General features: G+C 34.2%; 7 protein-coding genes. All 7 read left to right on the forward strand.

From position 1 onward, the window contains the following. Positions 1-203 precede the first annotated feature (203 nt). The 7 genes from PL77_RS13380 to PL77_RS13410 all read left to right on the forward strand — a co-directional run bounded on the left by PL77_RS13380 (position 204) and on the right by PL77_RS13410 (position 13754). On the forward strand, positions 204-2558 hold the full coding sequence (locus PL77_RS13380; RefSeq protein WP_044206058.1) for an outer membrane beta-barrel family protein: 2355 nt from the start codon (positions 204-206) through the stop codon (positions 2556-2558). 582 nt (positions 2559-3140) lie between these two features. Further along, the gene (locus PL77_RS13385) at positions 3141-4469 is read left to right on the forward strand and encodes a TolC family protein (protein ID WP_044206061.1); all 1329 of its coding nucleotides are present in this window, start codon (positions 3141-3143) and stop codon (positions 4467-4469) included. Positions 4470-4660: 191 nt separating this feature from the next. After that, complete coding sequence (locus PL77_RS13390) at positions 4661-5914, forward strand: efflux RND transporter periplasmic adaptor subunit (protein WP_044206064.1); 1254 nt, start codon at positions 4661-4663, stop codon at positions 5912-5914. Between the two features lie 33 nt (positions 5915-5947). Beyond that, the gene (locus tag PL77_RS13395) at positions 5948-6637 is read left to right on the forward strand and encodes an ABC transporter ATP-binding protein (protein ID WP_044206068.1); all 690 of its coding nucleotides are present in this window, start codon (positions 5948-5950) and stop codon (positions 6635-6637) included. Positions 6638-6652: 15 nt separating this feature from the next. Continuing rightward, a complete protein-coding gene (locus tag PL77_RS13400) occupies positions 6653-9010 on the forward strand; it encodes an ABC transporter permease (protein WP_044206070.1) in 2358 nt (785 codons plus the stop codon). A gap of 2 nt (positions 9011-9012) precedes the next feature. Next, a complete protein-coding gene (locus tag PL77_RS13405; RefSeq protein WP_044206072.1) occupies positions 9013-11397 on the forward strand; it encodes an ABC transporter permease in 2385 nt (794 codons plus the stop codon). Between the two features lie 2 nt (positions 11398-11399). Continuing rightward, complete coding sequence (locus PL77_RS13410) at positions 11400-13754, forward strand: ABC transporter permease (RefSeq protein ID WP_044206076.1); 2355 nt, start codon at positions 11400-11402, stop codon at positions 13752-13754. The last annotated feature ends 87 nt before the right edge of the window (positions 13755-13841 follow it).

Here is a 13841-nt window from a genome sequence, read left to right on the forward strand (position 1 = left end):
AGAATCTCCAAATTTTTTTGAAAAGAAATTGAATTGGGATTTAAGCAATCTGGTATAAATCTGTAAAAACCTTTTACAAAACACTGTAAAAAAAATTGACAGTTTGAAAAACTGGCACAAACATAAACAACTTAATATCAATTACTTAAACAAAGTAGTTCACTTTTTCTATTCTGTTTGGCATACTTAAAAACATAAAACAGATGAAAAATTTAATTCTAAAACTTATTACCGTAATCGGTCTACTAGTGTCAACTGTTGCAAATGCAAACACTGCAACATCTTCTATCTCTGGCGAAGTATTGGATCAGCAAACTAATCAAGCAATCGCTTATGTAACTGTAGCATTGCTTGACACTGAAAACAAAATTGTAGGTGGTGGTATTTCTGATGAGAATGGAAAATTCAAAATCAAAAACGTAAACTACGGAACGTATACTATCGAGGTTCAATCTATCGGTTATGAGAAAATCCATCAATCGATCAACGTTAATAAAAGAGCAATGAACTTACCTTCTTTCTATATGTTGACAAGTGCTGAGGAATTGGAAGAAGTAGTGGTTCAAGGTCAACGATTAAACATTGAAAGAGGCATCGATAAAAATGTTATCAATGTCACGGATGGGATGATTGCCGATGGTAATTCGGTATCTGAAGTGCTGAATACTGTTCCTGAAATCAGTGTAGGATCGAATGGACAAATCAGCTTAAGAGGAGAATCAAATGTAAGAATCCTAATTGATGGAAAACCTTCACAAATGAGTGCTGAACAAGTTTTACAAGCACTTCCTGCAAGTTCTATTGAAAAAATTGAAGTGATCACTAACCCTTCTGCTAAGTATGATCCTGATGGTCTTTCGGGTATTATCAATGTGATTACAAAGAAAGAGAGAATGCAAGGATTAAATGGTAATCTTAGTTTGAATGCTGGATCTAGAGAGAAATATGATGGGTATTTAGGATTAAACTACCGTCATAAAAAGTTCAACTTCTTTGCTCAAGGTACTTACTATGATAATAGAATGGAAGAAGAAACTACTCGTGATTTAGCTTACAAAAATCCTGAAACACCTTCTCTTTCACAAAGTGGAAATCTTATCAAAAATACATTCTTCGGTAACTATAAAGTTGGGTTTGATTACTTCCTAGATTCTACCAATACGATTACTTTCTATTATGAAGGTTCTAGATATCAACGTAAAGAAAATTTCAACTACAGTAACCGCTATTTCCTTGATGAAGAAGAGGTCAATACTATTTCAGAAAGAGGTTTAAAAGATGCACTTTCTTCTCAAAATGCATTTAGCTTGAATCACCGCAAAGACTTCAAAAAAGGTGCTTTGGAAACGGATCTGTTCTATGGTAATGCTGATGTAGATATGAATGCGGCCTTTAACATGGGAGATGAAATGGTCTCTGAAAACGTCTCGAGATTGTATGGTCAATTTGGGATTCTGAAATTGGATTACAATCATCAAATCGATGATAAGTCTTCATTCGAAATAGGGTATAAAGGAGAATTGTTCGACTTGGATACTGATCAAAGTAATAAAAGTCAAGAAAGTGATATCAATTACAACTACCACTACTTGATGAATGTTCAGTCTATCTACGCTTCTTATCAAAGAGCTTTAGGGGAGAAATTTACATTAAAAGCAGGTTTAAGAGGTGAAAGTGCAACCATTGATGGTACATTACTTCAAGATCAAGAGCGTGAGAAATTCAATATAGACTACACAAGCTTGTTCCCTTCAGTGCACTTAGTTTACCAAATTAATGATCAGAATAGATTAGGTTTAAGCTACAGTAGAAGAATTAACCGTCCGAATATTTTATCAATGATTCCAGTGGAAAACAGATACAACTCTACTTATGTAGAAGTCGGTAACCCTGATCTTCAACCTTCATATACGAACTCATTCAGCTTGGATCATAACTACAACAAAAATAAGTTCGGTTTGAATACAAGTGTGTATGTAAGACATAGTACGAACATCATGAGAACGGTATTAAACTATGATGAGGAAAGAGATTTGAACATCGCTAAGACAGTCAACTTAGGATCCTCGTTTACTGGTGGTGCTTCCGTTTCTGCCAACTATGCCATCACGGATTGGTGGTCTGTAGATATGAATGTCAATATGTATTACTTGGAGATCTCTGATGAGGATGAAAATCACACCATTCCTGAAGAAGCTAATCCATTTAACGTTTCTGCAAAATTGAATACCAATTTGACATTACCTCACGGTATTGCGATGTCCATCAACGCTCGTTACACTGGAGAACGATACGATGCTCAACAAATTGTAGATCCAAATTATGGTTTGAATATGGCCGTAAGAAAATCAGTATTGAAAAATAAAGGAAGAATAACATTGAAGGTAGACAACATCATCAACAGCGGTTATTCTAGCACAAACTATAATAAAGACTTCGTTGAAAACTCTTTCTACCTACAAGAAACACCAATCTATAGAGCTTCTTTCTCTTATATGTTTGGTGGACAGTTCAAGGGTAGAAAAAATAGAAAATTGCATTCATCTGGAAGTATGTAAAAAAACATTTTTTGCTTTTTAAGTATACTAATGGGTTCAAGTCTGAAAGGGCTTGAACCTGTTTTTTTTTGATATAAATTTTAATATAATACCTGTTTTGTAATCCATAAAATATCGCAAGTGTTAAGGCGAAAGCCGTCACTTGTGATTAAAAATTGGCGAAGTCTCCCGACTTCGAAATGAAAAAAAATACATGTTTCGAAGTCGGGAGACTTCGCCAATAGACAGTTCCAAGTGACGCTAGCGCTTAACACTTGAAACATGGAGTAAGCCATTGGTGACAACCTCCTTCCCCTAGCGCAAATGTTAAGCGATAGCGACATTTGTGCTTGAGAGATCAAAGGAAGTCTCCCGACTTCTAACCAAATAAAGCTTATGGTACGTGAGCCACAAGGCATTGTGGCTCTACAGAGTGGTATCATTTCAATTGAGTGTTTCCTTGTCAAAACATTTTACATCAGGCTGTATAAATATTTTACACTCTAATAATAAAAAATTATCACAAAAACCTAATTATCAATCACTTAAATAATTTAGTCTGTTTTTTCGATACTAATTGGTATACTCTAAAAGACAATTAGCATGAAAAAATTGATCTACATATATCTCCTCCTAATTATCCCTTTATCTGTAAAGGCCAATGATTCATTGACACTCAAAGAATGCATACAATACGCTATTGAAAATAACCTATCGATCTATCAAGAAGCCTTAAAAGTCAATCAAGCTTCATTAGGTGTAAAGCAAGCGAAATGGCAATATGCTCCTTCTATTGGTGGTAGTATTAATGGTACTTTCAATGCTGGTCGATCAATTGATCCCAGAACAAATGCTTATATCGATCATCAATTTTTTAATAATACTTCTGACTTGAGTTTGAACTGGACTTTGTTTCAGGGATTTAAAAAGAAATATCAATTGAAGTTTGAGGAATACCAACTTCAGGCGTCTCAATACCAAATGCAGAATACGAAAGAGCAGTTAGTGTTTGAGGTAGTTCAAGCTTTTTATGATGTAGAATACAACTTTGAATTATTGGAAATCACGAAAGCTCAAATTAAACTCTCTGAAAAGATTGTGGATAGGGCAGTTTCTCAACAAGAATTGGGTTTGAAAGCTTCTGCAGATGTCGCAGAAATGAGAGCTCAATTGGAGAAAGAAAGATTATTGTCTTTACAGGCTCAAAATAAAATGATGGAAGCAAAAGCTAGATTGGTCAATATCATGAACTACAATGCTCCATTAAATACTTTGTCTCTTCAATTCGAACAACCTTCTATTTTGGCTAAAGATTTTGGAACAGAGGAATCCATCTATACTACTTTCTTTAATCATTCAGCATTACTGAAAACACATTTCTTGACGCTTCAAAGCAGTCTTCAGAATCTTAAAAGTGAGAAAGCAAGTTACCTTCCTGAACTCGGTTTATATGCTTCTATCAACACTGGATATTTTGAAACCAATATTGATGAAAGTGGTAAAGTGATTCCTTTTAGAAGTCAATGGCAAAACAATATGAATCAGATGGTAGGTGTACGTTTATACATTCCTATTTTTCATCAAAATACCCAACGTTTAGCAGTGCAAAGAGCGAAAATTCAAGTCGCTGAATCAGATGCTTTATTAAAACAACAACAGCAAGAATTGAGAAGAACTGTTGGAAATGATTACAGAGAATGGAAAGCATTTCAAAAGGAAATAGAGCAAGGGAAAAAAGTGATTGAAGCCAATGATATGGCGTATGAAATAGCACTTCAAAAATATGAAGAAGGCCTGATCGACATTGTCACTTTACTTACTGTTAAACAGAAGCTGGGACAGGCGGAAGTCGACCTTCTGCTTTCTGAATTGAACTACTTATTGAAAGAAAAGTTACTGATGTTTTATCAAGGCAATCAATTCTGGATTTGAATACAGTTTTACTAGAAGTCAGAGACTTCTAAAGATCTTCAAAGCACAAGAGACGCTATCGCTTAACTCTTGCGCTAGAGAAGTGAGGTGCTACCACTGGCGCGAATGTTAAGCGTTAGCGTCATTCGTGCCCTACAGATCATCAGAAATCTCCTGATTTCTAAAACACTTTTCATTAAAAAAAGACACTTATGGACACTATTATAAAAAAGAAGAAATCTACCTTCCATCAATATATCGGATACATTTCAACAGGCATTTTTATCCTTACAATTATCCTCTATGGAATCAGTGCATTTAATGCTCCTTCTGAAATCAGTATTTCAAAAAATAAGCTTCAAATCGCTGAAGTAACGAATGGATTATTTCATGACTATATCAATATCAAAGGGAAAATTCAACCACACCAAACCATTTATTTGGATGCTGTAGAAAGAGGTAGAGTAAAAGAAATTGTAGCTCAAGAGGGGAGTTTTATCAATGAGGGAGACATCATTATAGCGTTAGAAAATAATGAGCTTTACCAACAGATTTTGAATAGTGAGGTAGCATTGGCAGAAAAGGAAAATTACCTCAGAAATACGAAAATCAACTTTAGAAATGATCTGATTCAATCTCAGAAAAATCTAGTGGAAAGTGAATATCAACTGAAACGAACAGAAAGAAATTACAAGCAACAAGAACGTCTTCTAGAAAAAGGATTAGTAGCAGAAGAGGAATATATCAAAGCCAAAGAAGATTTTCTATTCCAGAAGGAAATGCTCAAAATCAATAAAATGAAAGCTGAAAATGACAAGCTTTTACAGGAAACAACCATGCAGACTTTAGAAGAAGATCTTGTGAAAATGAGAGCAACTTTAGAGTTGGTTCAAAGTAGATTGGAACACCTTGAAATCAAGGCTCCATCATCGGCTTATTTGGGAAATATCAAAGCAGAAATTGGTCAGTCGATACAACAAGGACAGCACCTAGGAGTGCTTTATGACTTATCAGAAGTGAAAGTGATTGCTGAAATAGATGAACGCTATATCACCAAAGTCAAAAAAGGATTGAAGGCTTCGTATCAATTTCAAAATCAAAATTATGATTTGGTACTCCAAAGAATTTACCCTGAGGTAAAGGAAAGCCTTTTTAAAGTGGAATTGATTTTTGAGAAAGAAAAACCCGAAAATCTTCACTCAGGACAAACAACTAATGCTCGATTAAGTCTTGGAAATCCAAAAGAATCACTTCTTCTCAATAAGGGGAACTTCTATTCTGAAACAGCAGGACAATGGGTGTATGTATTGAGTGAAGATGGTAAAACGGCACAAAAAAGAAAGATCAAAATCGGCGATCAAAACATACATAAATACGAAATACTCGACGGTCTGAAAGCAGGTGAAAAAGTGGTTATCTCTCAGTATAACTTACTAGGTGATTATGATCAGATAGTTTTTGAGTAAAAAAATATAAATTCATCTTATAAATCTTATACAATGATCAAATTAGAAAATGTCAACAAGTACTTTGAAACGGAAGAAGTACAAACTCAAGCTTTAAATAATATCAATCTTGAAGTTCAAGAAGGAGAATTTATTGCCATCATGGGTCCTTCGGGATGCGGTAAATCTACTCTTCTAAATGTTATTGGCTTATTGGAAAGTCCGTCTTCTGGTAATTATAAGCTGGATGGAGAAGAAGTAGCCAACTTCAAAGAGTCACAAAGAACCAACCTTAGAAAAGGGAATATTGGGTTTGTATTTCAAAACTTCCACTTGATCAATCAGCTTACGGTTGCTGAAAATATTGCCCTGCCTTTAGCGTATTTGAATATGAGCAAAAGCGAGCGAAAAAAGAGAATTGAGGAAGTGTTGGACCGTTTGAAAATCAGCCATAGAAGAGGACATTATCCGCAACAGCTTTCGGGTGGTCAACAGCAACGTGTGGGTATTTGCAGAGCGGTAGTTTCCAATCCTAAACTGATTTTAGCCGATGAACCAACAGGTAATTTGGATTCAAAAAATGGCAAAGAAGTGATGGAATTGCTCACCGAACTCAACAAACAAGGAGCGACAATTGTAATGGTAACGCACTCCCAAAGAGATGCAAATTATGCACATAGAGTGATCTCATTGTTGGATGGTGAAATCGTAACGGAGGTAGAAAATGATATTGAGTTGTTCTAATTAAGATAAATAACCATGTATAAGATTTATTTTAATTTAGCGGTTAGAAACCTGATCAAGAACTACCAAAATACCCTTATCAATCTGCTGGGATTGAGTCTTGGGTTGGCAAGTGCTCTGTTTATCTTTTTGTTCTTTCATCTTGAAACGAATTTTGATAATTTCTATAAAGACGACATTTATAGAATTACACATAAAAGGTTTATTTACGGAGATGTTGATCAGACCGCACAAGCGTTTTATCCGGAAGGAGGAACCTTTTTGGAGAAGATTGAAAACATCAATGAGATGTTCTTGATCAGCAATCCTAATCCATCGCCTATTTATATTCTTAATCAACGTTATGCAGATATAAAAATGGCGGTAGGTAGTGCTAATTATTTTTCTTTCTTCGGAATTAAACTCCTCAGAGGTGATGCAGAAAAAGTACTTCTAGCCAACAACAGTGCAGTAATTACAGCATCGATGGCAGAGAAAGTATTTGGCAAGGCTGACCCTATTGGTCAGGAAATAGAATTGTACGGAACGAAGTTATTTATAGAAGGTGTTATTCCCGATCGACCTGTCAATTCCCATTTACAATTTGATGTTTTATTCCCTGAAAAATGGGTTTCTGAACAAAATGGTGCTTATCTGGGATGGAATGGAGGTTGGAACTTTAATGTCTACATCAAATTACTTCATGAAGACCAAAAAGAGGCCACTATTACTGCAATGAATAAGATATTGGATGAAGTATATCCCGATGATGATTTTTCTGTTGAGGCATCACTTCAAACTATCGAATCCATTCACCTCAACAAAGGGCTCAGTTACGATACCGGCAACCCGAGAAGTAATGAAAGTTTATGGATTATCATTGCCGCCGGATGCATTATTCTGTCGTTAGCATTATTGAATTTCGTGGTATTGTATACTGCCCAAAAAGATGAAGAAATCCATTCGCTTACGCTTATGAAAATATACGGTGCCCATCATCGTGACTTATGGATTTCAACTTGCATGGAGGTATTTCTGATGGTGGGTATCGCAATTCTTCTTTCAATTTTCACATTAAATCTAGCATTACCTTTCTTAAATGATCAGCTGGTCACAAGAGTATTTTTAGGCAATTATATTCCATCTATTTTAGGGTTTTATGCCATCATAGGAGTTATATTGACTATGGTCTTAAGCAGTCTTTCTTTGAGAGGTATCAAGAGATCTTCTTTATCCAAAAGCTTGAATGGGCAGACGAGTATTTATGCTTCAAAAGGATGGAGTGAAAAAGCGTTATTGGTCTTTCAATTTTCTACAGTTTTTGTTTTATCATGTGTCGGAATCACGGTTTACCAACAACATTATCATCTTATTCATAAAGATCTTGGTTTCCAACATCAAAATGTATTTACCATTGATCTTTCTACAGTAATGCCTTTAGAAGCACAAAAGAGTTTCAAAGAAAAGATCCTTAAGAAACCTGGCATCGAAACGGTCAGTATGTCTTCTCAAATGATCGGTGTTGGATTGACCCAAAATGGCTATTCGATTGGTGAAAGTGAAAGATCAGAAATCATTAATGCTTTATATGTCAGCAATGACTTTTTAGAATGTTTTGATATTCCTCTGTTAGAAGGTGAGAATCTTCACACCAATAAAACCATCAGCGACCGTCAAATATTGGTCAACGAAGCCTTTAAAAAGTTAGAAGGATGGAATGGATTAGGTACAATAGTACATCGTCACGATAGAGATTATGAAGTAGTAGGCGTAATTCCATCCATCAGTTTTAATTCACTCGCTTACCAAAGTGGCCCATTGGTTATTGGTACCTCAGCGAGGGTAGATGGATGGAATTTTGATTACATCAACATTAAAACTTCTTCTAAAAACCCTTACCAATTGGCGAATGAAATCTTGGACGAATTTCAAAAAGACTATCCTGATGTTCGTGCTTTTATCACCTTCTATAATGATGAGATCGCATACAACTACAATTACATCAAAAGTCAACAACAAGCAAGTTTCTTCTTTGGATGTATAGCCATATTGATTGCCATTTCTGGACTTTGGGGGATCACCAGATTTTCGGTATTAAAACGTACCAAAGAGATGAGTATCCGAAGAGTTAATGGTGCTTCTAGATTAGATATCCTAAAACTATTCAATAGAGATTATTTACAGTGGATATCACTATCGTTCCTTCTTGCCATGCCTATTGCCAATTACTTTGGTAATGATTGGCTGTCTTCCTTCCCAGACCGTATTGGTATTGAATATTTTTCATGGATCATGATGGGGGTAATCGTGGCCATCATATCCATCATTACTATTACAATGATCTGCTGGAAGATTGTGAATATGAATCCATCTGAAATTTTAAGAGATCTATAACGATGTATAAAATATACCTTTCTCTAGCGATTAGAAATCTGATCAAAAATTATCAGAATACGATGATCAATCTTTTGGGATTGAGTCTTGGATTGGCAAGTACATTGTTTGTTTTTCTTTTTTATTTATCAGAAAGCAACTTTGATAATTTCTACAAGGACGACATTTATAGAATGAATTATAAAATGTCTGTATCTGGAGGAAATGCACTTTCAATACCACTCTGTTCATTTCCTCATGGAACTGCTTATCAAGAGCGTATTGATAATGTTGTGGATCATGCAACGGTCTACCATCAACATTTAATTCCATACCTTTCTATTCAGAAGGAAAATATTGAAGGAGTAAAGGCAATTGCAGCTGAAAATAATTATCTCCATTTTTTTGATATTCCATTACTAAAAGGAGACAAAAAAAAGGTATTGAAGGATAAGAATGATATTCTTGTTTCTGAATCATTTTCGAAAAAGTATTTTCATAAAGAGAATCCAATAGGGAAAAGGATAGAATTTAAAAATGATACATTTATCATCAATGGAGTTTTTAAAGATTTGCCTTCCAACAGTCATATACAATATGATATTATTTATTCCATAGAATATCTTCGATCAAGATATAATACTTCTGATTTATGGGAAGGAGCCAATATTTTTAACCTCTATTTGAAGTTCAAACATGATGATAAAATTCCTTCTACATTAGAAAAAATCAACGATTTATTAGTAGAAAAATTCTCCCCTTTTAGAATAACAAATGAAGCATCATTACAACATATTAGTGAAATTCATTTCAATTCAAAAGACCTGAGTCATGATTTCGTCAATACCCGTTCTTATGAGAGTTTTCTGATCGTTATTACTGTAGGTATCATTATTCTTTCGCTAGCACTTTTCAATTTTATAGTCCTTTACAGTGTTCAGAAAGACAATGAAATTACCTCTTTAACTTTAATGAAAATTTTTGGTGCTCATCAAAATGATATCATTAGATCTACTTGCCTGGAAGTAAGTTTGATGATCACGGTAGCAACAGGTGTTTCTTTCATTTTACTTTATTTCATACTCCCTTTTCTCAATGAACAATTAAATGCGGTGGTTCACATCGGTGACTATATTTACTCAATTGTTTTCTTCTATTTAATCATTGGAGCCTCATTGAGTATACTACTCAGCTATCTTTCATTGAGAAGGGTAAACACCGTTTCACTCGCTAAGAGTTTAAGTGGCCAAACTCAACTTTTTTCATCAAAAAATAAAACTGAGAAAGGGTTACTTCTCATACAGTTTCTAATAGTATTTTCTATTGTTTCAATTGGTGTTACCATCTACCAACAATATCAGTATCTATTGATATCAGATTATGGATTTGATTATAATAATACATTGGTCCTAAAACTGAATACTAAGAAACAGATACCTCATCAAAAGTTAGAACTATTGAAAGAGGATATTAATAAGATCAATGGAGTAGAAGATATCATGCTTTCTAATGAAATGATTGGGAAAGGAAAAGGAAAAAATGGTTCGAGTTTAATCATGGTAAAAGTGGGTGAATCTGAAAAAGATGAATTAGCCTATATTTTACATGCTGATGACAACTATTTAGACTTCTTAGATATCAAGCTTAAGGAAGGCAACACTTTTGATGAAAATAAACACAAAGCAAATAAGCAATGTATTGTCAACGATGATTTTAAAAGGTTTGATGGATGGGAAGGCATTGGTAGTATCATAGAACTAGGAGATGAAAAACTTGAAGTAGTGGGTATTATTCAATCATTATCTATTAATGGTTTGATTGAAGAAACAGGACCTATTTTGTTGGTTACTAATGCTGAAAATGGATGGGATAGAAACTTTTTGAACATCAAGTATAATTCTCAAAATCCAATTGAAATAATTGACAAAGTGGAAAGTATTTGGGATCAATTATTCCCAGAAACACATTCTGAACTGTTGTTTTATGATCTAGAACTACAGCAAAACTATACTGCTATTCAAGGACAACAAAAAGCTGGCAGTTTTTTCGGTATAATATCACTACTCATTGCCATTAGTGGACTTTGGGGAATCACTCGTTTTTCTGTTCTTCAAAGAAAACAGGAAATGAGTATAAGGAAAGTAAACGGTGCTTCAAGGCTTGATATCCTGGTACTATTCAATAAAGATTATTTACAATGGATCCTTCTTGCTTTTATTATTTCACTACCCATATCACATTATTTCTGCTCCCTTTGGTTAATGAATTTCCCAAATAGAATTGCAATTAATTTTGGGATTTGGGGCACACTTGCATTTGGAATTTTATTGATGTCCATTTCCACTATTACTATGATATGTTGGAAAGTAATTAACATCAATCCATCTAAGATTTTAAGAGACTTATAAGCATGTATAAAATCTATTTCAAATTAGCTTTTCAGAACTTACTGAAAAACTATCAAAATACTACAATCAACCTGCTTGGACTCACTTTGGGTCTAAGCAGTGCTTTATTTATTTTTCTATTTTTTCTTTCGGAAAGTGGTTATGACAACTTCTATGATAAAGACATTTATAGAACCAACTACAAGTTGTCTACGCCCAATGGAGACCTAAATATGGCAAGAGCCTTCTATATTCATGGACAAACTATAAAAGAGAAGATTGATAATGTGGATGATTATACTTTTATCGAAGTCCCTTATCGAAATGACATATTGATCAATAAGCAATCAGTAGGAGAATACAGTATCAGTGCTGTTGAAAATAGCTTCCTTCACTTTTTTGATGTAGAACTGATACTAGGGGATAAAGAAACAGCACTTAATGATCAAGATGAGGTCTTAATTTCTGAATCGTTTGCCAATACATTCTTTAAAGATGAAAGTCCATTGAATAAAGAAATTGAGATCCCTGGTTCTACTCGAAAAATTAAGGGTGTATTTAAAGATCTTCCGAGCAATAGTAGCTTGCAGTATGACATTTTATGTTCGATGGAACGCTATAAAGCCAATGACAAAAACCTTTATCATTGGGTAGGTTCAAATCCATTCTTTCTTTATCTCACCTTTAAAAACAAGAATGAAATACCCAATAATCTAGAAAAAATTAATACCCTTTTTGAAAAAGAGTATGCCCCTTTTGGGATTGGAATGTCCGTTACTTTACAGCCCATTGAAGATATACATTTCCATTCGCATCACCTTCTCTATGATATGCCTAAACTAAGGTCCTATGAGAGTTTTTTAGTGATCATTTCTACTGGTATCATCATCTTAATATTATCCCTTGTCAACTTTGTAGTACTTTATACTGCTCAGAAAGATGAAGAGATTCAAACACTTTCTTTAATGAAAATCTATGGTGCACATCACAAAGAAATCCTTATTTCGACCTGTATTGAAATAGGGCTTTTGATTTTAATTTCGATTGGGTTTTCATTATTGCCTTTTCACTTTGTACTCTCTTTTATCAATGAAAAATTAAACGCTGTTGTACACTTAAAAGACTATCCTTTAGAAGTACTATTCTTTTACCTAAGCATAGGATCAATCCTCATATTGGTATTAAGCTATCTATCATTGAGAGGGGTAAAATCCTTTTCTCTTGCAGAAAGTTTAAGTGGGCAAACACAATTATTTTCGTCTTATCGATACGGAGACAAAATACTTTTGGTATTGCAATTCTCTACCGTGTTTATCTTGCTTTCCGTCGGGTTTATTGTTCACCAGCAATACCAACATCTACTAAAAGCAGATCATGGATTTAGCTATGAAAATATTTTTGCTATCCCGATCTATGCTAGTTCTGAAAAGAGAGATGCCTATAAGGAAGAAATTAAAAAATTGGTAGGAGTAGAGGACGTGACTTCTTCTCGTGAATTTATTGGTATTGGTAGTAATATTAGTGTTGAGAGTGTTCAATTGGAAGGCTCTGACGAATGGCATATGGTTTCTAGTTTACATGTTGCTGAAAATTATATGTCCTTCTTTGACATTCAATTAACTGATGGAAATTACTTTGATCCCAATCAAAAACTCCGTAGTACTGAATGTATTGTGAATAAAGAGTTCATTAAGAAAAACAGTGAGACACAAGTGGGGTCTATTGTAAAATATAATGACACGAATTATAAGGTAATAGGTATTGTAGATAATCTTGCCATCAGAGGATTAACACAACCTAATGAACCTTTAATTATAATTTCAACAAGAATGTTGGAGTTCTCTTATATCTATGTGAAATACTCTACCTCAAAACCATTGGAATTGGCCCAAAAAGTAAGGAATATATGGTTAGAGGAGCATCCTGATTACTTTCTGACGGATGCAATGTTCTATGATCAAAGTATTCACCTTGTTTATAAAGAAACAGAAGGACAAAATCAGGCTAGTTTATTCTTCGGGGCAATCACTTTGTTTATCGCGGTAAGTGGACTTTGGGGGATCACTCGTTATTCTGTTTTACAACGAACGAAAGAGATCAGTATCCGTAGAGTGAACGGTGCTTCTATCCCTCAAATCTTATTATTATTCAATAGAGATTATTTGTTGTGGATTCTATTGGCATTTCTTATCGCTATGCCTATCGCTCATTATTACAGTATAGAATGGCTTTCCACTTTCCCGAATAGAATTCAAATTTATTTCTCTGATTGGTTATTACTTGGTTTAGGAGTTTGTCTGATTTCTGTGATTACAATTACTTCTATTTGTTGGAAGGTTGTGAATACAAACCCATCTGAGATTTTAAGGGATATATAAGTACTGTAGAGAATAAAAAGGTGTTATTCTATTTTTCAATAAAACAACACCTTTTGAATTACCTTAATGGTAGTTTGCTTACAATAA

Source organism: Flammeovirga sp. OC4, from assembly GCF_000812565.1.
Lineage (GTDB): Bacteria > Bacteroidota > Bacteroidia > Cytophagales > Flammeovirgaceae > Flammeovirga.